This window comes from Kitasatospora sp. NPDC051853, from assembly GCF_044452665.1.
Lineage (GTDB): Bacteria > Actinomycetota > Actinomycetes > Streptomycetales > Streptomycetaceae > Kitasatospora.
In genome coordinates this window covers 352,738-372,671 of record NZ_JBITBY010000005.1, presented here as the reverse complement: position 1 = coordinate 372,671, position 19,934 = coordinate 352,738, and the positions used below count along the sequence as shown (strand labels likewise).

22 protein-coding genes are annotated in these 19,934 nt (G+C 75.4%); 11 read left to right on the top strand and 11 right to left on the bottom strand.

The features are described from left to right. Window positions 1–2 precede the first annotated feature (2 nt). Genes ACIA8O_RS17075 through ACIA8O_RS17065 form a run of 3 tightly spaced genes read left to right on the top strand, consistent with a single transcriptional unit; the run spans window position 3 to window position 3,396 of the window. Window positions 3–707 (top strand): succinate dehydrogenase cytochrome b subunit, encoded by a 705-nt coding sequence (locus tag ACIA8O_RS17075; protein WP_396294632.1) that lies wholly within the window; start codon window positions 3–5, stop codon window positions 705–707. After that, window positions 704–2,662 (top strand): fumarate reductase/succinate dehydrogenase flavoprotein subunit, encoded by a 1,959-nt coding sequence (locus ACIA8O_RS17070; RefSeq protein ID WP_396294631.1) that lies wholly within the window; start codon window positions 704–706, stop codon window positions 2,660–2,662. Before ACIA8O_RS17075 ends, ACIA8O_RS17070 begins: the two co-directional genes overlap by 4 nt. Then, complete coding sequence (locus ACIA8O_RS17065) at window positions 2,659–3,396, top strand: succinate dehydrogenase/fumarate reductase iron-sulfur subunit (protein ID WP_396294629.1); 738 nt, start codon at window positions 2,659–2,661, stop codon at window positions 3,394–3,396. The genes ACIA8O_RS17070 and ACIA8O_RS17065 overlap by 4 nt, the downstream gene beginning before the upstream one ends. 43 nt (window positions 3,397–3,439) lie before the next feature. On the opposite strand, the gene ACIA8O_RS17060 is transcribed toward ACIA8O_RS17065, so the two are convergent. Beyond that, complete coding sequence (locus ACIA8O_RS17060; protein ID WP_396294628.1) at window positions 3,440–3,727, bottom strand: DUF427 domain-containing protein; 288 nt, start codon at window positions 3,725–3,727, stop codon at window positions 3,440–3,442. Between the two features lie 258 nt (window positions 3,728–3,985). Here ACIA8O_RS17060 and ACIA8O_RS17055 point away from each other — a divergent pair, with 258 nt between their 5' ends. From ACIA8O_RS17055 to ACIA8O_RS17030, 6 genes are all read left to right on the top strand, one after another. Next, window positions 3,986–5,326: a ferric reductase-like transmembrane domain-containing protein gene (locus ACIA8O_RS17055; protein WP_396294627.1), complete on the top strand. Its 1,341-nt coding sequence runs from the start codon at window positions 3,986–3,988 to the stop codon at window positions 5,324–5,326. Between the two features lie 9 nt (window positions 5,327–5,335). After that, window positions 5,336–5,779: an FMN-binding protein gene (locus ACIA8O_RS17050; protein WP_396294625.1), complete on the top strand. Its 444-nt coding sequence runs from the start codon at window positions 5,336–5,338 to the stop codon at window positions 5,777–5,779. A 41-nt stretch (window positions 5,780–5,820) separates the two neighbouring features. Then, window positions 5,821–6,576, top strand: a complete 756-nt coding sequence (locus ACIA8O_RS17045; protein WP_396294829.1) for an FAD:protein FMN transferase — start codon at window positions 5,821–5,823, stop codon at window positions 6,574–6,576. Between the two features lie 107 nt (window positions 6,577–6,683). After that, complete coding sequence (locus tag ACIA8O_RS17040; protein WP_396294624.1) at window positions 6,684–7,538, top strand: universal stress protein; 855 nt, start codon at window positions 6,684–6,686, stop codon at window positions 7,536–7,538. A gap of 134 nt (window positions 7,539–7,672) precedes the next feature. Then, window positions 7,673–9,403, top strand: a complete 1,731-nt coding sequence (locus tag ACIA8O_RS17035; RefSeq protein ID WP_396294623.1) for a GAF domain-containing protein — start codon at window positions 7,673–7,675, stop codon at window positions 9,401–9,403. 84 nt (window positions 9,404–9,487) lie between these two features. Continuing rightward, the gene (locus ACIA8O_RS17030; RefSeq protein ID WP_396294622.1) at window positions 9,488–9,925 is read left to right on the top strand and encodes an NTP pyrophosphohydrolase; all 438 of its coding nucleotides are present in this window, start codon (window positions 9,488–9,490) and stop codon (window positions 9,923–9,925) included. 25 nt (window positions 9,926–9,950) lie between these two features. On the opposite strand, the gene ACIA8O_RS17025 is transcribed toward ACIA8O_RS17030, so the two are convergent. The 9 genes from ACIA8O_RS17025 to ACIA8O_RS16985 form a co-directional block, all read right to left on the bottom strand. Further along, a complete protein-coding gene (locus ACIA8O_RS17025) occupies window positions 9,951–10,643 on the bottom strand; it encodes a response regulator (RefSeq protein ID WP_396294621.1) in 693 nt (230 codons plus the stop codon). A gap of 137 nt (window positions 10,644–10,780) precedes the next feature. Beyond that, window positions 10,781–11,689 carry a universal stress protein gene (locus ACIA8O_RS17020; protein WP_396294620.1) on the bottom strand — a complete coding sequence of 303 codons (909 nt, stop codon included), beginning with the start codon at window positions 11,687–11,689 and terminating at the stop codon, window positions 10,781–10,783. A gap of 168 nt (window positions 11,690–11,857) precedes the next feature. After that, on the bottom strand, window positions 11,858–12,505 hold the full coding sequence (locus ACIA8O_RS17015) for a cytochrome b/b6 domain-containing protein (RefSeq protein WP_396294619.1): 648 nt from the start codon (window positions 12,503–12,505) through the stop codon (window positions 11,858–11,860). Then, window positions 12,489–13,205 (bottom strand): molybdopterin-dependent oxidoreductase, encoded by a 717-nt coding sequence (locus tag ACIA8O_RS17010; protein WP_396294618.1) that lies wholly within the window; start codon window positions 13,203–13,205, stop codon window positions 12,489–12,491. Before ACIA8O_RS17010 ends, ACIA8O_RS17015 begins: the two co-directional genes overlap by 17 nt. Before the next feature lie 64 nt (window positions 13,206–13,269). After that, complete coding sequence (locus tag ACIA8O_RS17005) at window positions 13,270–13,659, bottom strand: ArsR/SmtB family transcription factor (RefSeq protein ID WP_396294617.1); 390 nt, start codon at window positions 13,657–13,659, stop codon at window positions 13,270–13,272. Between the two features lie 330 nt (window positions 13,660–13,989). Then, window positions 13,990–14,133 (bottom strand): DUF6126 family protein, encoded by a 144-nt coding sequence (locus ACIA8O_RS17000; protein ID WP_396294616.1) that lies wholly within the window; start codon window positions 14,131–14,133, stop codon window positions 13,990–13,992. A gap of 14 nt (window positions 14,134–14,147) precedes the next feature. Then, window positions 14,148–15,779, bottom strand: coding sequence for a SulP family inorganic anion transporter (locus ACIA8O_RS16995; RefSeq protein ID WP_396294828.1), 1,632 nt, complete (start codon window positions 15,777–15,779; stop codon window positions 14,148–14,150). An 80-nt stretch (window positions 15,780–15,859) separates the two neighbouring features. Beyond that, window positions 15,860–16,204, bottom strand: a complete 345-nt coding sequence (locus ACIA8O_RS16990; RefSeq protein WP_396294615.1) for an ArsR/SmtB family transcription factor — start codon at window positions 16,202–16,204, stop codon at window positions 15,860–15,862. A 5-nt stretch (window positions 16,205–16,209) separates the two neighbouring features. Beyond that, window positions 16,210–16,395, bottom strand: a complete 186-nt coding sequence (locus tag ACIA8O_RS16985) for a hypothetical protein (protein ID WP_396294614.1) — start codon at window positions 16,393–16,395, stop codon at window positions 16,210–16,212. 129 nt (window positions 16,396–16,524) lie between these two features. On the opposite strand from ACIA8O_RS16985, the gene fabG reads away from it, so the two are divergent. Beyond that, window positions 16,525–17,343, top strand: coding sequence for a 3-oxoacyl-ACP reductase FabG (fabG, locus tag ACIA8O_RS16980; RefSeq protein ID WP_396294613.1), 819 nt, complete (start codon window positions 16,525–16,527; stop codon window positions 17,341–17,343). Between the two features lie 17 nt (window positions 17,344–17,360). Here fabG and ACIA8O_RS16975 read toward each other — a convergent pair whose 3' ends face one another. Next, the gene (locus tag ACIA8O_RS16975) at window positions 17,361–17,960 is read right to left on the bottom strand and encodes a TetR/AcrR family transcriptional regulator (protein WP_396294612.1); all 600 of its coding nucleotides are present in this window, start codon (window positions 17,958–17,960) and stop codon (window positions 17,361–17,363) included. Window positions 17,961–18,058: 98 nt separating this feature from the next. On the opposite strand from ACIA8O_RS16975, the gene ACIA8O_RS16970 reads away from it, so the two are divergent. Next, window positions 18,059–19,792 carry an amidase gene (locus tag ACIA8O_RS16970; protein ID WP_396294611.1) on the top strand — a complete coding sequence of 578 codons (1,734 nt, stop codon included), beginning with the start codon at window positions 18,059–18,061 and terminating at the stop codon, window positions 19,790–19,792. The last annotated feature ends 142 nt before the right edge of the window (window positions 19,793–19,934 follow it).

Sequence of the window (19,934 nt, the reverse complement as noted above, 5' to 3'; positions counted from 1 at the left end):
GCATGGCACTCGCGACTCGGACGGGCGGACGCCCGTCCACACCGGCGGTCCTCTGGCGCTCGACCCTCGGCAAGAAGGCGGTCATGGCGGTCAGCGGGCTCGTCATGCTGCTCTACCTGGTGGCCCACATGCTCGGGAACCTCAAGGTGTTCTTCGGGCCGGCGGACATCAACGGCTACGCGCACTGGCTGCGCACCCTGGGACAGCCGCTGCTGCACTTCGGCTGGTTCCTCTGGCTGGCCCGGGCCGTGCTGCTCGCGGCCGTGGTCGCGCACGGCGTCGCCGCGTACCAGCTGAGCCGCCGCGACCTGAAGGCCCGTCCGGTCAAGTACGCCCACACCCGCCGCCGGGCGAGCTACGCCACCCGCACCATGCGCTGGGGCGGGGTGATCCTCGGGCTGTTCATCGTCTGGCACATCCTCGACCTGACCACCCTGACGGTGAACCCGCTGGGGGAGGAGGGCCACCCGTACCAGAACATCGTGGCCTCCTTCTCCACCTGGTACGGCGGCGGTGTCTACTGCCTCGCCGTGCTCGCCCTCGGCCTGCACGTGCGGCACGGCTTCTGGAGCGCCGCCCAGACCCTCGGCGCCAACAACCCGCGCCGCGACCGGGGGTTGAAGCTCGCCGCGAACGGACTCGCGCTGCTGCTCACCGCCGGTTTCCTGTCCGTCCCCGTCGCCGTGATGACCGGAGTGGTCCGATGAGCTCCACCGAGAGCACCTACCTCGACTACACCCTCGGCGCGCCGATCGCCGACACCGCCGCCCCCGGCGGCCCGATCGAGGAGCGCTGGGACCGGCGCCGGTTCGAGGCCAAGCTGGTCAACCCGGCCAACCGCCGCAAGCACACCGTGATCGTGGTCGGCACCGGCCTGGCCGGCGGCGCGGCCGGCGCCACCCTGGCCGAACAGGGCTACCACGTCGTGCAGTTCTGCTTCCAGGACTCCCCGCGGCGGGCCCACTCGATCGCCGCCCAGGGCGGCATCAACGCCGCCAAGAACTACCGCAACGACGGCGACTCGGTCCGCCGCCTGTTCTACGACACCGTCAAGGGCGGGGACTTCCGCGCCCGGGAGTCCAACGTGCACCGCCTGGCCCAGGTCTCGGTGGAGATCATCGACCAGTGCGTGGCCCAGGGCGTCCCGTTCGCCCGCGAGTACGGCGGCCTGCTGGACACCCGGTCCTTCGGCGGCGTCCAGGTCTCCCGCACCTTCTACGCCCGCGGCCAGACCGGGCAGCAGCTGCTGCTCGGCGCCTACCAGGCGCTGTCCCGGCAGATCGCCGCCGGGAACGTCGAACTGCACGCCCGCACCGAGATGCTGGACCTGCTGGTGGTCGACGGCCGGGCCCGCGGCATCGTCGCCCGCGACCTGGTGACCGGCGAGCTGACGACCCATCTGGCCGACGCCGTGGTGCTGGCCACCGGCGGCTACGGCAACGTCTTCTACCTCTCCACCAACGCCAAGAACTCCAACGCCACCGCGATCTGGCGGGCCCACCGGCGCGGCGCCCTGTTCGCCAACCCCTGCTTCACCCAGATCCACCCCACCTGCATCCCGCGCAGCGGCGACCACCAGTCCAAGCTCACCCTGATGAGCGAGTCGCTGCGCAACGACGGCCGGATCTGGGTGCCGAAGGCGAAGGGCGACACCCGCCCGCCGGCCGCGATCCCGGAGCAGGAGCGGGACTACTACCTGGAGCGGATCTACCCCGCCTTCGGCAACCTCGTCCCGCGCGACATTGCCTCCCGGGCGGCCAAGGTGGTCTGCGACGAGGGCCGCGGCGTCGGCCCCGGCGGGCAGGGGGTCTACCTGGACTTCGCGGACGCCATCGCCCGGCTCGGGCGGGACGTGGTGGAGGCCCGGTACGGCAACCTGTTCGAGATGTACGCGCGGATCACCGCCGAGGACCCGTACTCCGCGCCGATGCGGATCTACCCCGCCATCCACTACACGATGGGCGGGCTCTGGGTGGACTACGACCTGCAGACCACGGTGCCCGGCCTGTTCGCCGTCGGGGAGGCCAACTTCTCCGACCACGGCGCCAACCGGCTCGGCGCCAGCGCCCTGATGCAGGGCCTGGCCGACGGCTACTTCGTGCTGCCGCCCACCCTCAACCACTACCTCGGCTCCACCCCGCTCGCCCCCGTCCCCGCCGACCACCCCGAGATCGCCGCCGTCGAGGCCGAGACCGCCGGCCGACTGGCCCGCATCCTCGCCGTGGACGGCGACCGCACCCCCGACTCGCTCCACCGCGAGCTCGGCGAACTCCTCTGGGACGAGTGCGGGATGGCCCGCGACGAGGCCGGGCTGCGCCGGGCACTGGCCCGCATCCCGCAGCTGCGCGAGGAGTTCTGGCGGCGCGTCAAGGTCCCCGGCAGCGGTGCCGAGCTCAACCAGGCCCTGGAGAAGGCCAACCGGCTGGTCGACAACCTGGAGCTGGCCGAGCTGATGTGCCTGGACGCACTGCACCGCACCGAGTCCTGCGGCGGCCACTTCCGCACCGAGAGCGCCACGCCCGACGGCGAGGCCGCCCGCCGCGACGAGGAGTTCTCCTACGCCGCCGCCTGGGAGTTCACCGGCACCGGGCGGGCCCCCGTGCTGCACCGCGAGGAACTCCACTTCGAACACGTCCACCCCACCCAGCGGAGCTACGCGTGAACCTCACCCTGCGCATCTGGCGCCAGCCCGGCCCCGACGCCCCCGGCTCCATGACCACCTACCAGGTCTCCGGCATCAGCCCCGACATGTCCTTCCTGGAGATGCTCGACACCCTCAACGAGGAGCTGATCCAGCGCGGCGACGTGCCCGTCGCCTTCGACCACGACTGCCGCGAGGGCATCTGCGGCGCCTGCGGCATGGTCATCAACGGCCGGGCCCACGGCCCCGAGCGGACCACCACCTGCCAGCTCCACATGCGGCACTTCCGCGACGGCGACACCATCGACGTCGAACCCTGGCGGGCCGGCGCCTTCCCGGTGGTCAAGGACCTGGTGGTGGACCGCACCGCCCTGGACCGCATCATCGGCTCCGGCGGCTACGTCACCGCCCCCACCGGCTCCGCCCCCGAGGCGCACGCCACCCCCGTCCCCAAGGAGACCGCCGACCTCGCCTTCGAGCACGCCGAGTGCATCGGCTGCGGCGCCTGCGTGGCCGCCTGCCCGAACGGCTCGGCGATGCTCTTCACCGCCGCCAAGGTCGTCCACCTCAACGTCCTCCCGCAGGGCGCCCCCGAACGCTCCTCCCGGGTCCGCGCCATGGTCGACACCATGGACGCCGAGGGCTTCGGCGGCTGCACCAACACCGGCGAGTGCGCCACCGCCTGCCCCAAGGGCATCCCCCTCACCGGCATCTCGGTCCTGAACCGCGAGCACCTCCGCTCCCTGCGCGGCTGACGGGGCCCCAGCGGCCCGCGCCGAGGCGGCCGGTGACGGGTGCTCAGTGCTCGGTGACGTCGACCCCGCGCCAGAAGGCCACCCGGCCGCGGACGTGCTCCGCCTCGGGCAGCGGGTCGGCGTAGTACCAGGCGGCGTCGGGGTTGGTCCGCCCGTCGACGTCGAGGGTGTAGTAGGAGGCCGTGCCCTTCCAGCCGCACATGCTCGTGGTGTCGGACGGGAGGAGGAACTCCCGCCGGACCGAGTCGAGCGGGAAGTAGTGGTTCCCCTCGACGACGACGGTCTCGTCGCTCCGGGCGATCACGGTGTCCTGCCAGCGCGCGGTTGCCATGCGCCGATTCTGGCGGGGGAGGGGCCGGGTTTCAACGCCCGGTGCGGGCCGGGCGGCGGCGGACGATGAGAATGCGGTGAGATCGGCACGGCCCGGAATCCGCCCCCACCATGCCGCTGAGCTGCGCACATGACCGTCCGGTGAGGCATTCTGCGGCATCGGCCGGCCCGGATTCACAGGGAACTGCGAGATTCCGGTGCCAGGGTCTGACTCCTCGGCGGCGCCCGGCCGCCCGGTACCCCCGGAGAGGAGTCCGCCATGGCCGCGGTCGCCCCGCCGCACGCTCCGCCACGCCGCTTCCCCGTCGCCACCGTCCCCGCCGCGGTGGTGGCGGCGGTCGTGATCGGGGCGCTCGGCGTCCTCGCGCTCTGGTGGCAGGGCACCGGCGCGGTCACCGGCGCGGCCGGGTGGCTGACCGGGGCCGGGCGGATCACCGGGCTGCTGGCCGGGTACGCGGCGCCGGTGCTGCTGCTCCTGATGGCCCGTCTGCCGTTCCTGGAACGGGAGGTCGGCGCCGACCGGCTGGCGCGCTGGCACGCCTTCGGCGGGCGCTACCTGGTCGCCCTGGTGACGGTGCACGTGCTGACGGTCGTCTGGGGCTACGCGCTGACGGACGGTCAGGGGCCGCTCGGCGAGGGCGTGGAGATCGTGTTCCACTTCCCCGGGATGCTCAAGGCCGCCCTGGGCACCCTGCTGATGCTCGGCACCGGCGCGGTGTCCGCCCGCGCGGCCCGCCGCCGGATGCCGTACGAACTCTGGTTCCACCTCCACCTCGCCGCCTACCTCGCCGTGGCGCTGGCCTTCGGCCACCAGCTGGCCACCGGCGCCGACCTCGGCGGCGGCACCCCCGGCCGGGCCGTCTGGTACGTGCTCTACCTGGGCACCGCCGCCGCGCTCGGCTGGTACCGGCTGGCCCTGCCGTGGCTGCGCGACCGGCGGCACCGGCTGGTGGTGGCCGAGGTCCGGCCCGAGGGCCCGGGCGTGGTCTCGGTCTTCCTGACCGGCCGGCGGCTGGACCGGCTCCGGGCCGAGCCGGGCCAGTTCTTCCGCCTGCAGTTCCAGGCGCCCGGGCTGCGCTGGGCCGCCAACCCCTACTCGCTCTCCGCGCCGCCGCACCCCGGCCACCTGCGCTTCACGGTGAAGGACCTCGGCCCGCACAGCGCGGCGGTGGCCACCCTGCGCCCGGGCACCCGGGTACGCGCCGAGGGCCCGTACGGCGCCTTCACCGCGCGGCTGCACCGGCGGCCCAAGGTGCTGCTGCTCGGCGCGGGCGTCGGGATCACCCCGCTGCGCGCGCTGTTCGAGACGCTGCCGGGCGAGGTGACCCTGGTGCAGCGGGCCGGCCGGCCCGAGGACCTGCTGTTCACCCGGGAGCTGGCCCTGATCGCGGCCCGCCGGGGCGCCCGGGTGCACGCGCTGACCGGCAGCCGGGCCGAGGTCGGCGACCTCGGCGAGGCGCTGCGCCGGCTGGTCCCGGACCTGGCCGGGCACGAGGTCTACCTCTGCGGGCCCGGGCCGATGACCGCCGAGGCGGTCCGCTCGCTGCGGGCCGCCGGGGTGCGGGCCGGCCGCATCCACCACGAGTCGTTCGCGTTCTGAGGAGCCGTCATGCGCCGAGCCGTCGTCACCGGGACCGCCACCGCCGCGGGGGTGGTCCTGCTGCTCTCGCTGAAGCCGCACGACAGCACCCCGCCCGCGGCGGTCGGCTCCGGGGCACCCGCCTCCGGGACACCCGCCCCCGCCGCCTCCGGGGACGCCTCCGACGCGTCGGCCACCACCCGGTCGGTGACCGGTGACGCCGTCGACACCCGGTACGGGCCGGTGCAGGTGAAGGTCACCCTGACGGGTACCAGGATCACCGCCGTGGAGGCGGTCCGGTACCCCTCCGAGGACCGCCGCGACCGGGAGATCAACTCCTCCGCCGTCCCGGTCCTCAACCAGGAGGCGATATCCGCCCAGAGCGCCGACATCGACGTGGTGTCGGGGGCCACCTACACCAGCGACGGGTACGCCCGCTCGTTGCAGAGCGCCCTCGACCGGGCGGGCCGGTGAGCACGGGACCGGAGCGGACCGTGAAGCACGCCGAGCACGTGATGGGGACGGTCTTCTCGGTCACCGTACGGGACCCCGGCCCGCGCACCGCCGCCGCGCTGGAGCGGCTGGTGGCCCGGCTGCACGAGATCGACGCCCGCTTCTCCACCCACCGGGAGGGCAGCGAGATCAGCCGGCTGGCCCGGGGCGAGGCGGAACTGACGGACTGCCACCCCGAGGTGGCCGAGGTGCTGGCCCGCTGTGCGGAGACCGGGCGGGAGACCGGTGGCCGGTTCTCCGCCCGGCCCGGCGGACGGCTGGACCCGAGCGGCTGGGTGAAGGGCTGGGCGGTCGAGGAGGCCTGCCGGATCCTGCGGGCCGCCGGCTCCCGGCAGCACTGCGTGAGCGGCGGCGGGGACGTCCAGACGACGGGCGGGCCGTGGCGGATCGGGGTCGCCCACCCGCTGCGCCCGGGCGCGCTGGCGACGGTGCTCACGGGACACGACCTCGCCGTGGCCACCTCCGGGACGGCGGAACGCGGCGCCCACGTGCTGGACCCGTCCACCGGCCGACCGGCCCTCGGCTTCGCCTCGCTGACCCTGGTCGGCGACCCCGGTACGGGCCTGGCCCGCACCGACGCCTGGGCCACCGCCGTCTGCGCGATGGGCCCCGTACCCGGCCTGGCCTGGGCCGGGGAACGTCCCGGGGTCGAGGCCTTCGCGGTCCTCCCCGACGGCGCCCTGCTCCGCACGCCCGGCCTCGCCCGGCACCTCCCGCCGGCCGGGCCCGCGGACTGGGCGCTGCGGGTCGCGACCTGAGGACCGGGACCTGCGGGCCGGGCTCTGCGGGCCGCGGGCCGGGGTTCGTGGCCGGGCGCGGGACGGGCGGACCATGGAGGTGGACGCGCCGGACCGAGGAGCACACCATGACCGGAACGATCGTGGCCGGGTACGACGGTTCTCCCGCGAGCATCGCCGCCGCGGGCTGGGCCGCGCACGAGGCGGGGAAGCGGAAGGTGCCGCTGCGCCTGGTCCAGGCCTGGCCCTGGGCCGGCGAGCACGTGCTCGGCCGCGAGGACGCGGTGCGCTGGGGCCGGGAGGGCCTGGCGGCGGAGGCGGACGGCCTGCGGGAGCGGGGCGGCGGCACCGAGGTGACCGGCACTCAGGTGCCGGGCGATCCGGTGGACGTCCTGGTCGAGGCGGGGCGGGGCTCCTCGATGCTGGTGCTCGGATCGCACGGCCTCGGTGCGCTGCGGGGCTTCCTGACCGGCTCGGTCAGCCGCCGGGTGCTGGGCCGGGCGGACTGCCCGGTGGTCCTGGTCCGGTCGGGCGAGCCGGTCGGCGACCGGGCCGGGGCCGAGGTGGTGGTGGGCCTGAGCCTGCGTCACCCCGGCGAGCGGTCCGTGGACTTCGCCTGCCGGACGGCGGCCGCGCGCTCGGCCCGGCTCCGCGTGGTGCACGCCTGGCACCCGGCGGGCGGGAGCGACTACCTGGCGTTCGCGTCGCTCGGCCCGGCGGAGGCGGAGCTCGACCGGGACCGCCGCCGCGCCGTCGCCGAGGCGGTGGCCCCCTGGCGCGGCCGCTACCCGGGCCTGGAGATCACCGAGTCGGTGGTGCCCGGCCCCGTCGCGCTCACCCTGCTGGACGCCGCCGCCGGACGGGGCCTCCTGGTGCTGGGCCGCCACGACAGCCACCTGCCGGTCGGCACCCACCTCGGCTCGGTGGTCCAGGCGGCCCTGCACCACGCCCAGGGGCCGGTCGCCGTGGTGCCCGAACACTGACGGGCGGCGCGGCCGGGGCCGTCTGACGGGCCGTCGGGCCGCTGGCTAGGGTGGTGCTGCCCGGACCCGGCGCCCGGTGCGGCGGGGTGCGGCGGGGTGCGGCGGGGCACGGTACGGGCCGGAGGAGGCAACGGATGGGTGGGGACAGGGCGCGGACGCCGCTGCCGCAGCTCCGGCTGGACGAACTGCTGGAGGAGCTGCAGGCGCGGATCGACGCGGTCCGGGGGACCAGGGACCGGGTGCACAGCCTGATGGAGGCCGTGCTCTCGGTCGGCCGGGAGCTGGACCTGACCCAGGTGCTGCGCCGGATCGTGGAGACCGCCGCCGAGCTGGTGGACGCCCGGTACGCGGCGCTCGGGGTGGTCGGGCCCGACGGCGCGACGCTCTCGCAGTTCCTGACGGTCGGTCTGACCGAGGAGGAGATCGCCGGGATCGGCCGCTACCCGACCGGCCGGGGGCTGCTGGGCGAGCTGATCCACCGTCCGGAGCCGCTGCGGCTGGCCGAGTTGACCGCCCACCCGGCCTCGACCGGCTGCCCGGCGCACCACCCGGAGATGCGCACCTTCCTCGGCGTGCCGATCCGGGTCCGCGGCGAGGTGTTCGGCAACCTCTACCTCACCGACCGGCGCGGCGGCCAGGAGTTCGACACCGACGACGAGGCGGTGATCTCCACCCTGGCGGTGGCCGCCGGAGTGGCGATCGACAACGCCCGGCTGTACGAGGAGGCCCAGCGGCAGCAGCGCTGGCTCGCCGCCAGCGCCGAGATCACCCGCAGCCTGCTCTCCGGCGGTTCGCGCTCCGAGGTGCTGGAACTGATCGTGGAGCGGGCCCGGGAGATCGCCGGGGCGGAGCTCGGCGACGTCTCGGTGCCGGCGGGCCCGGGCCGTGCTCCCCGTCCCGGCGAGGCGCTGCGGGTCGAGGTGGCCGCCGGGGGCGAGGCGGCGCGGCGGCTGGGCCTGACGGTGCCGATGGCGGAGACCCTCTCCGGGCAGGCCTTCGCCCGGGGCGTGCCCGTCACCACGCCCGACCTGGCCGGCGACCCCGCGCTCTCCGGCGGCCCGCGCCGCTTCGCCGGGCTCGGCCCGGCCGTGGCCGTCCCGCTCGGCCGCTCCTCCGGGCAGGTGGACGGGGTCCTGCTGCTCGCCCGGCACAGCGGCGAACCGCCGTTCACGGAACGGGAGATCGGCCCGCTGCTCGGCTTCGCCGACCAGGCCGCCCTGGCCCTGGAGCTGGCCTCGCGGCGGCGCGAGGCCGAACAGCTCGCCATGCTGGAGGACCGCGACCGGATCGCCCGGGACCTGCACGACCTGGCGATCCAGCGGCTGTTCGCGACCGGGATGACGCTGCAGAGCGCGGCGCGCCTGATCGAGCACCCGGGCGCGGCCGAGCGGGTGCTCCGGGCGGTGGGCGACCTGGACGAGACCATCAAGATCATCCGCTCCACCATCTTCGGCCTCCGGGCCCGCGACGAACCCGGCCGGGACGGCCTGCGGGCCAGGGCCGTCCGCACGGCGGAGGCCGCCCAGGCCGTCCTCGGCTTCGCCCCCCAACTCGCCATGGAGGGACTGCTCGACACCGACGTCCCGGCCGAGACCGCCGAGCACGTGCTCGCCGTCCTCGGCGAGGCCCTCAGCAACGCCGCCCGCCACGCGGGTGCGAAGCGGGTGGCCGTCTCCCTCCGGGCCACCGGCAGCCGCGTCCTGCTCACCGTCGAGGACGACGGCACCGGCATCCCGGCCGGCGGCCGCCGCAGCGGCCTGCGCAACCTCGCCGAACGGGCCGCCCGCCTCGGCGGCACCTTCGAGCTGGAGACCCCGGCCGGCGGCGGCACCCGGCTGGTCTGGACGGCCCCGCTGGAGCTCTGAGGCCCCGCCCCTCGGCCCGTGCGCCGGCCGTCGCACCGGTGCCGCACCGGTGCCGCACCGGTGTCCGTGGCAGGCTTCCGGGTCATGGACAGGGACGGTGTGGACGTCGGCGCGCAGCGCGCGCCGCTGCTGGTGGTGGACGCCGCGAACGTGGTGGGCTCGGTGCCGGACGGCTGGTGGCGCGACCGCCGTGGTGCGGCGCAGCGGCTGCGGGACGCCCTGGCCCCGGTCGCGGAGCACGGGTTGGCGCCCGACCGGGTCCCGGGCCGGTCGTACGGCGGCCCGCTGGAAGTGGTCCTGGTGGTGGAGGGGGCCGCCCGCAGGGTGTGCGGGATTCCGGGGGTGCGGGTGGTCGACGCCCCGGGGAGCGGCGACGACCGGATCGTCGAGCTCGTCGGGGCGGCCCGTACCGCCGATCCGGAGCGGGCCTGTCTGGTCGTCACCGCGGACCGCGGACTCCGCGCCCGGGTCACCGCCCTCGGCGCCGAGGTGGTCGGCCCGCGCGCCGTCCGCCCCGTCTGAACCTCGGCGTCCCCTCCGGCCGGAGCTACGCGGAGCGGCGGCGGGGCGGGTGGGCGGGCTGGTCGGCCAGGGCGTCGGTGGCGATCAGGGCGGCCTGGACGCGGCGTTCGACGCCGAGCTTGGCGAGCAGGCGGGAGAGGTGGTTCTTGACGGTCTTCTCGGTGAGGTAGAGCCGCTGGCCGATCTGACGGTTGGTCATCCCCTCGCCGACCAGGGCCAGCACCTCGCGCTCGCGGCTGGTCAGCAGCGGGTACGCCGGCTCCTTCGGGGTGGCGTCGCTGCGCAGCCGCCCGAGCAGCCGGGTGGTGGCGCCGGGGTCGAGCAGGGACTGGCCGGAGGCGACCGTGCGGACGGCGGTGATCAGGTCGGTGCCGGCGATCTGCTTGAGCACGTAGCCGGCGGCCCCGGCCAGGATCGAGTCGAGCAGGGCCTCCTCGTCGTCGAAGGAGGTGAGCATCAGGCAGGCCAGACCGGGCATCCGGGAGCGCAGTTCGCGGCAGACCGTCACCCCGTCGCCGTCGGGCAGGCGCATGTCGAGCACGGCCACGTCGGGCCGCAGGGCCGGTACCCGGGCGAGGGCCTGGGCGGCGGTGGCCGCCTCGCCGATCACGCTGATGCCGGGCTCGTCGTCCAGCAGGTCCCGCACGCCCCGGCGGACCACCTCGTGGTCGTCCAGCAGGAACACCGTGATCCCGGTGGGGTCCTGGTCGTCGCTCATCGTCCCTCCTGGACGCGGGCCCGCAGCCGGGCGTGGATCCTGCGAGGAGTATCCGCCGGACGGCCGGGGCCGGGACAGGGCCTTCCGACCCTGTCCCGGCCCGACACCGCGTCAGGCCCGCCCGGCCCGCCGGTGGTTCAGTCGTGCGGCACCACCGCGACCGGCGCGTGCGCGTGGTGGAGCACGGCGTGGGCGGCCGGGCCGAGCCGCATCCCCACCGGGTGCGGCCGGCGGCGTCGGCCGACCACCACCAGCGCGGCCTCGTGCGAGGCCTCCACCACCGCACCGGCGGCCGTCCCGGCCCGGGCGTCCAGGACCACGGGCACGTCCGGGTAGCGGTCGCGCACGTCGGCGACGGCCTTCTCCAGCAGGTCGGCCTCGATGGTGCCGAACTGCTCCCAGGTCTCGTGCGGCGGCACCCAGCCCGCGTACCCCCAGGAGGCGGGCGGCTCCCAGCCGTGCACCGCGCGCAGCCCGGTGCCGAGCGACCCGGCCTGGCGGAAGGCGAACGCGAGCGTCTCCGGCGACGGGTCCCGGCTGTCCACGCCGACCACCACCTCGCCGGTGCGGTGGATCTCACCCGTCCAGTGGACCTCGTCGTCCTGCGCCGCGTCCGACCGCCGGACGGCCGAGGCGCGCACCAGCACGGTGGGCCGCTCGCACCGGGCCGTCACGGCCAGGCCGACCGAGCCCACCACCAGACCGGCGAAGCCGCCCAGCCCGCGCGAACCCAGCACCAGCAGCTCGGCCCGCTCGGCGGCCCGCACCAGCACCTCCGCCGGAGCACCGCCGACCAGCAGCTCCGTCCGCACCGTCAGCCCGGGGCTCACCCGGTGCGCCTCGTCGGCCGCCTCGTCCAGCAGCCGCGCCGTCAACCCCCGGACGCCGTCCGGCTGTTCGGGCGCCGCGTGCACGTCGTCCAGCCAGGTCCGCACGTGGCCGATCCACAGCTTCGCGCCCCGGCGCACCGCCTCCTCCGCGGCCCACCGCACCGCGGCCCGGCTCTCGGGCGAACCGTCGACCCCGACCAACAGGCTTCGCTCCATGGCGGATACCCTCCTCGTCCTCCGGCCCCGGAGCACCGCGCTCGGGGCCGGGACCAGCTTCCGCCCGGGACGGACCCGGCCCCCAGGGCCATGAGGGCCCCTCCACCGGGGTCGATGGTCCCGACCGGCGCCGACCGGCCCGGCGCGAACGGGTGGAGTGTCAGGGCCTCACACTGGACCTCCGCCCGGCGCGGACCCCTCCTCCGGTTCCCAGTCGGGGTGTTCGCGGGCGGCCCAGGTACGGGAGACGGTGCCGGTGCGCATGCCGCGGCGGGCCTCGGGGTCGCGGACGGCCAGCCAGACGTGGCCGGTGACGGCGAGGGTGAGGGCGGTGGCGAGCCAGTCGTGGACGAAGGTGGCGCCGGTGCGCACCGGGAGCGGGGCGAGGTGGGTGAACCACATCAGCAGGCCGGTGCCGAGCATGACCAGGACCGCGCCGGCGGTGAAGGCGGCGTAGAGCTTCTGGCCGGCGTTGAACTTGCCGGCCGGGCGGTGCGGCGAGCCGTGGCGGACGGCGTGCAGCCAGGTGCGGTCGGCGGCGGTGAAGCGGTTGAGGCGGGTGAGGTCGGCGCGCAGGGCCCGGGAGACCAGTCCGAGCAGGAGCGGCACCGGGAGGAGGAGGCCGGCCCACTCGTGGACGGTGCGCACCAGGCCCCGGCGGCCGACCAGTTGGGACAGTGACGGGAGGTAGAGGACGGCGGCCGTGGCCAGGCAGGTGAGCATCAGGGCGGCGGTGGCCCGGTGGACCCGGCGCTGGGCGGGGGTGAAGCGGCGCACCCGGCCGGGCGCCGGGGCGGGCTCAGGAGGTCGGGGCATCGTCGCGTCCGTTCGAGCGGCCGACCCAGGCGTCGGTGTCGTAGCCGCGGTGCTCCCAGTAGCCGGGTTCGACGGCGGGGGTGAGGGTGATGCCGGAGAGCCACTTGGCGGACTTGTAGAAGTACATCGGGGCGACGTACAGCCGCACCGGGCCGCCGTGCTGGTGGCTGACCGGGGCGTCCTGCATCCGCAGGGCCAGCAGGACGTCCTCGCGGCGGGCCTGATCGAGCGTCAGGCTCTCGGTGTAGGCGCCGTCGAAGCAGCTGAACCGGACGGCCGCGGCCCCGTCCCGCACCCCGGCGGCGTCCAGCAGGTCGGCCAGGCGGACGCCTTCGAACGGGGTGGCGGGCACCCGCCAGCCGGTCACGCACTGCACGTCCCGGACGATCCGCCGCTGGGGCAGGGCCTGGAGCTCGGGCAGCCGGTACGTCGTCGGGCGGTCCACCAGACCGTCGACGGTCAGGGTGTAGTCGTCGGCCGTCCGGGGGCGGACGGAGTCGACCACCGAGTAGTACCGGAAGCCGCTGCCGCCGGGCAGCAGCCCGGTCACCCCGGTCGGGTCCTTGCTGACGACGGCGTCCACCCCGCGCTGCAGCCACGGCCCGGCCGCGACCCCCGCCGCGCCGAGCCCCAGCATCGCCAGCACCACCCGCCGCCCCACCGGTGCCCCAGCGGGCTCCGTTCCGTCCTCGTGCGTCATGGGTCCGATTCGACCAGCTGGGGACGCCGGTGACCAGGGAAGGCGGGGGGACGTCAGACTTTCGTCACACCGTCCCGGCCGGGGTGCCCGTCCCGGTGGTGTCGTTGAGGTCGTCGAGGAGGCCGGCCTGGTGGGTGAGGACGCCGCCGAGGATGGAGCGGGCGACCTTGAGGAGGTCGGCGAGCTCGGGGGTGGTGAGGCGGTAGTGGACCGTCGAGCCCTCGCGGCGGGTGGTGACGAGCTGGGCGCGGCGCAGGACGGCGAGCTGCTGGGAGAGGTGGGCGGGTTCGACGCCGACCTCGGGGAGCATCTCGGCGACGGCGTGCTCGCGTTCGCTCAGCAGCTCCAGGACGCGGATGCGTACGGGGTGGCCGAGGGTTTTGAAGAACTCGGCCTTGAGCTGGTACAGCGGCGCGCGGGTCACGGACGGCGCGCGGTGCTGCGCGTCCTTCACGTCGTCACCGCCTCGGGATGGGGCTGGTCCTGGGAGTGCGTCATCACCCGAGACCTTAGCAACCGCGGCTGTGCGAGGGCCCTCCCGCGGGGCGGGAGAACGGGGGAGGCCCGGGGCACGGGCGGCCGTGGTGGCGGCGCCTCCCGCACGCCCGGGGCGACCGCACGTCCCCGGACGGGCGCGTGGCGGTCGGCGTCGCCGGCCGGATTCCCGAAGACCCGCGCATCCGGGCCTCCTCCATCCCTCGCAGTTGCCAATCTTAGCAACTAGTAAAGTCATGCATGCAAGGCCCCCCGCGTTCCCCGTACCGGGCCTCGCTCCCGGCCGGGGTCAGTGGCGGTTGCCGAGGGCGAAGAGCAGGATGACGAAGCCCGCGAAGAGGTGGGTGCCCGCGATGTAGACGGAGGCGCGGATCCACATCTGCTTCCGCCGGGCCTTCTCGTCGCGCACGCCGTCGGTCTCGCTGCGGGTCACGGTGGGGGCTCCTGTCATCGGGCGGTCCTCGGGGCGGTCTTCGGGTGGGTGGCGTCGGTGAGGTGCTCGGCGCGGGCGATGGCCTCGGGGGTGGTGGCCAGCACCAGGCCCTCGACCTCCAGGGCGTCGAGGACGCCGAGCGCGTCGAGGGTGCGGCGGTGCTCGTCCCGGACGCCGGAGACCAGCACGAGGACGCCGCGGCGCCGGAGCTTGGTGATGGCGTCGGCGAGGACGAGGGCGCCGGTGGAGTCGATCGCGGTGACGTGGGAGAGCCGCAGGACGACCGCCCGCAGGGGGGTGGTCTCGGCGAGTTCGAGCAGGAAGCGGTGGGCGGCGGCGAAGAACAGCGGGCCGTCGATCCGGTAGGCGGCGATGTGCTCGGCGAGCAGGGCCTGTTCCTGTTTCCGGTGTCCGCCCGGCGGAGGGCCGGTGTGCAGCGGTTCCTGCGCGAGGGCGGCGGTGCGGGCGACCTGACGCAGCGCCAGCACCCCGGCCACCACCAGGCCGACGATCACGGCGGTGACCAGGTCGAAGGCGAGGGTGGCGCCGGCGGTGAGGGCCAGGATCGCGGCCTCGCCCCGTCCGGCGCGGGCGATCGCGCGCAGCGAGGCGACCTCGACCATCCGGACGGCGGTGGCGATCAGCACCCCGGCCAGGGCGGCCAGTGGGATGCCGGAGACCAGCGGTGCGGCCGCGAAGACGACGACGGCGAGCACGGCGGCGTGGGCGAGGGCGGCCAGGCGGGAGGCGGCGCCGGAGCGGACGTTGACGGCGGTGCGGGCGATCGCGCCGGTGGCGGCGACGCCGCCGAACAGCGGGGCGGCGAGGTTGGCCAGGCCCTGGCCGAAGAGTTCGCGGTCGCTGTCGTGGCGCTCGGAGACGCTCATCGCGTCGGCGGCGGTGGCGGACATCAGGGACTCCAGGGCGGCCAGGGCCGCGACCGCGAGCGCGGCCGTCGCCAGGTGCGGTACCGAGGAGGGGTCGAGGAAGGCGAGGGAGGGTGCCGGGAGTCCGGAGGGGAGGTGGCCGATGGTCGCCACGTCGAGGTGCGCGAGGCCGGCCACCGCGGTCGCGGCGACGACGGCGAGGAGGGAGAACGGCACCCCGGGGCGCAGGCGCGCACCGAGCAGCATGACCAGCGCGACGCCCGCGGCCAGCCCCGCGCTCGCCGGGTCGGGGTGGAGGGTGAAGTCGCCGAGGGCCTGCCAGGCGCCGGCCAGCACGTTCCCGGCCCCGCCCGGCTCCACCCCGAGGGCGGCGGGGACCTGCTGGAGGCCGATCACCCCGGCGATCCCGAGGGTGAACCCCTCCACCACCGGGGCGGGTACGTAGGCCATGAACCGTCCGGCGCCCGCGAGCGCCAGGGCGATCAGCAGCAGGCCGGAGAGCAGACCCACCGTCAGGACCCCGGGCACGCCGAACTCGTGGACGATCGGCACCAGCACGACCGTCATCGCGCCCGTCGGCCCGGAGACCTGGAAGTCCGAGCCGCCGAAGACCGCGGCCAGCGCCCCGGCGACCACCGCCGTGGCCAGCCCGGCCTCGGCGCCCGCACCGGAGGCGACGCCGAAGCCGAGCGCGAGCGGCAGCGCCACGATCGCCACCGTGAGGCCGGCCAGCAGGTCCCTGCGCGGGGAGCGCCCCATCGACCTCAGGGCGGCCCTGTCCGGCAGGACCGCGCGCACCCGGGCCCGGGCGCGTCCCGCCACCGGCTTCCCCGCCGCGCTCACGCCGACCTCTCCTCGGGGCCGCGCAGCTGGGCGAGGAGGTGGCCCTGGTCGGTGATCATCGTGGTGAGGATGCGGCGGGCGGCCCGCAGCAGCTCGGCCACGTCCGGGGTGCTCAGCTCGTAGACCACGGTGTTGCCCTCGCGGGTGGCGGTCACCAGGTTGCTGCGGCGCAGCACCGCCAACTGCTGGGAGAGGCTGGAGGCCTCGATCTCCAGCGCCGCGAGCAGGTCGCGGACCGGCAGCGGGCCGTCCTGGAGCAGCTCCAGCACGCGGATCCGGGCCGGGTGGCCGAGGGTGCGGAAGAACTCCGCCTTCAGCTGGTAGAGCGGAACGGCGGCCACGGCCGTCAGCCCTCCTCGTCCGTGGCGGGGGCGAGCGCGATGCCGTACTGCCCCGCGATCCGCAGCAGCTGCCTGACCCGCCCCTGGTACGCCTGCACCCCGTCGTCGTCACCGGCCGTCCGGGCCAGTGCCAACTCCCTTCGTGCCTCAGCGAGTTGATCCCGCAGTTCCTGGTCGAACACGTCGCTCACCGTTCGCTCCTCCCTCGTCATGCCGACTGCATCATCTAGGCATGTGAAGAATTCTTCAACTCGCGATCACCGACTACGGAGAGTGAGGTAGGGTGAGCGCGACGTGGCGGGCACGAGGAAGGGCAGGTCATGGACAGCACCCCCTGGCGGGAGCGGTCGGTCGTCGTGACGGGCGGGACGCGCGGCATCGGGCGGGGGATCGCCGAGCGGTTCGCCCGCCTCGGGGCTGCGGTGGTGGTGACCGGCCGGGACGGGGCGGCCGCGCGGGAGGTGGCCGGGGCGCTGGTCCGGTCGACCGGCGGGCGGGTGGCGGGAGCCGCGGCCGACCTGCGGGACCCGTCGGCGATGGAGGAGGTGGCGGCCCTGGCGGAGCGCCTGCACGGGCACGTCGACGTCCTGTGCGCCAATGCCGGGATCTTCCCCGAGCGGCCGCTGCGGGAGATGACGGCGGCCGACGTCGACGAGGTCCTCGCGGTCAACCTGCGCGGCTCGATCCTCGCCGTGCGGGCCTGCCTGCCCGCGATGGAGCGCGCGGGGCACGGGCGGGTCGTCCTCACCTCCTCGATCACCGGCCCCACCACCGGATACTCGGGCTGGTCCCACTACGGCGCCAGCAAGGCCGGCCAGCTCGGCTTCCTGCGCGGCGCGGCCCTGGAGCTGGCCCCGTCGCGCATCACGGTGAACGCGGTGCTGCCGGGGAACGTGCGCACCGAGGGCCTGGACGCGCTGGGCGAGGACTACCTGCGCCGGATGGCGGCCTCGGTCCCGCTCGGCAGGCTGGGGGAGCCGGCCGACGTCGCCCACGCCGTCTGCTTCCTCGCCTCGGACGGGGCCGCGTTCATCACGGGGCAGACCCTCACGGTGGACGGCGGCCAGACCGTGCCCGAGTCGCTGGAGGCCTTCGCCCCCGCCCCTGCCGCCGCCGTCACCGCCGCCGTCACCGGCTGACGAGGCGTCACGGCTGGTCAGCCGGTGCGGAGTTCGCGCTCCAGGGCGGCGATGGCGAAGGCGTCGGGAGAGGCCTGCTGCCAGCGGGGGCGGCCGAACATGATGTCGGCGGAGATGCCGTTCAGCATGGCGACGGCGCGGATGGTGAAGTCGACGGGGTCGACGGGGGTGAACTCGCCGCGGGACTGGCCCTCCCGGACGACGGCCTCCAGCCGGGCGTCCCAGGTGTCGGAGAGCTCGGTGAGGAGCTTGCGGCCCGCGTCGTCGTGCCGGCGGGCGAACATGTGGGTCCAGAGGCCGTAGCGCTCGTCGCCCTCTCCGCGCGGGAGGTAGTAGCGGACGAACAGGGCCAGCTTCTCGGTGGCGGTGGCGGCCTGCTCGGCGGCCTCCTCGAAGCGGGCGCCGAGGTCGGCCTCGCTCCAGGCGAGGACCTCCAGCAGGAGCCGGTCCTTGCGGCCGAAGTGGTAGAGGATGTGGCCGGTGCTCATCCCCGCGCGGGCGGCGATGTCGGCCATCCGCACCCCGGCCGGGCCCTTCTCGGCGATGGCGCCGATGGCGGCCCGCATCGCCCGGCCCCGCGCTTCGTCGCCGCTCGGCTGGCGCTTCCTCTCGACCATGGCCCCGTCCTGGTTCTCGTCGACCTAGACCATTAGTCTAGACTGAAAATCTAGTCAGTACGTTCCCTGCTGACCCGACCTGCCAGGAGAGACCCGCAATGACGCGCGGATTCGATGTTGTGGAAGCCGGTATCGCCAGCCTGCGCGCGGCACTGGAGAAGGGCGAGACCACCGCGGTCGAGCTGCTGGAGGCGTACCTCGCGCGGATCGAGGCGTACGACCGCCCCGGCACCGCCACCGCGCTCAACTCCATGGTCGTGATGAACCCCGAGGCCCGCGCCGAGGCCGAGGCCTCCGACGCCCGCCGCGCCCGCGGCGAGACGCTCGGCCCGCTGGACGGCATCCCGTACACCGCCAAGGACAGCTACCTCGCCAAGGGCCTGACGGCGGCGGCCGGTTCGCCCGCCTTCGAGCACCTGGTGGCCCAGCGCGACGCCTTCGCGATCGAGCGCCTGCGGGCCGGCGGCGCCGTGCTGATCGGCCTGACCAACATGCCGCCGATGGCCAACGGCGGCATGCAGCGCGGGGTCTACGGCCGCGCGGAGAGCCCCTACAACGCCGAGTGGCTGACCAGCGCCTACGGCTCCGGCTCCTCCAACGGCTCGGGCACCGCCACCGCGGCCTCCTTCGGCGCCTTCGGCCTCGGCGAGGAGACCTGGTCCTCCGGCCGCGCCCCGGCCTCCAGCAACGCGCTCTGCGCCTACACCCCCAGCCGCGGCGTGATCTCGGTCCGCGGCAACTGGCCGCTGGTGCCGACCATGGACGTGGTGGTCCCGCACACCCGCACCATGGCCGACCTGTTCGAGCTGCTGGACGTCGTGGTGGCCGACGACGCGGAGACCCGCGGTGACCTGTGGCGCGCCCAGCCGTGGGTGGAGCTCCCGGCCGCCTCCGAGGTCCGCCCGGCCTCCTACCCGGCGCTCGCCCCCGCCGACGCCGCGGCCGCGCGCGCCGCGCTGGCCGGCAAGCGGGTCGGCGTCCCGACGATGTACATCAACGCCGACCCCGAGGCCGGCACCAACCCCGAGGGCGGCATCGGCGGCCAGACCGGGCAGCGGGTCGACACCCGCGCCTCGGTGATCGCCCTGTGGGAGGCCGCCCGCCGGGACCTGGAGGAGGCCGGCGCCGAGGTGGTCGAGGTCGATTTCCCGGTGGTCTCCAACTACGAGGCCGACCGCCCCGGCGCGCCCTCGCTCCTCACCCGGGGCCTCGTCAGCCGCGACTTCCTCAAGGTCGAGATCGAGGACCTCTCCGCCTGGGCCTGGGACGACTTCCTGCGCGCCAACGGCGACCCGGCGCTGCCGAGCATCGCCGAGGTGGACGCGGACCGGATCTGGCCCAAGCACCAGGGCGAACTCCCGGACCGCTACGCCGGGTTCGACGACACCATCGGCGAGTACCCGTGCTTCGTGGCGGAGCGTCCGTACGCCTCCTTCACCGACATGCCGCACGTCGAGGAGGGCCTGCGCGGGCTGGAGGAGACCCGCCGGGTCGACCTGGAGCAGTGGATGGACGGGCTCGGCCTGGACGCGGTGGTCTTCCCCGCGCTGGCCGACGTGGGCCCGGCCGACATGGACGTCAACGAGGCCTCGGCCGAGCTCGGCTGGCGCAACGGCGTCTGGGTCGCCAACGGCAACCTGGTGCCCCGGCACCTCGGCATCCCCACCGTGACCGTGCCCATGGGCACCATGGCCGACACCGGCATGCCGGTCGGCCTGACCTTCGCGGGCCGCGCCTACGACGACAACGCCCTGCTGGCCCTCGGCGCCGCCTTCGAGGCGACCGGCGAGCGCCGGACCGAGCCGCTGCGCACGCCGCGCCTGCCGGCCTGACCCGCGGCGGGGGGGGGGGGGGGGGGGGGGGGGGGGGGGGGGGGGGGCGGGGGGGGGGCGGCCGCGCCCCCCGGCCCCCCGCGGGGGGGGGCAGGGGACGAACAGAAACCCCAGCGCCGAAGAACAACCACACCCCACCCCA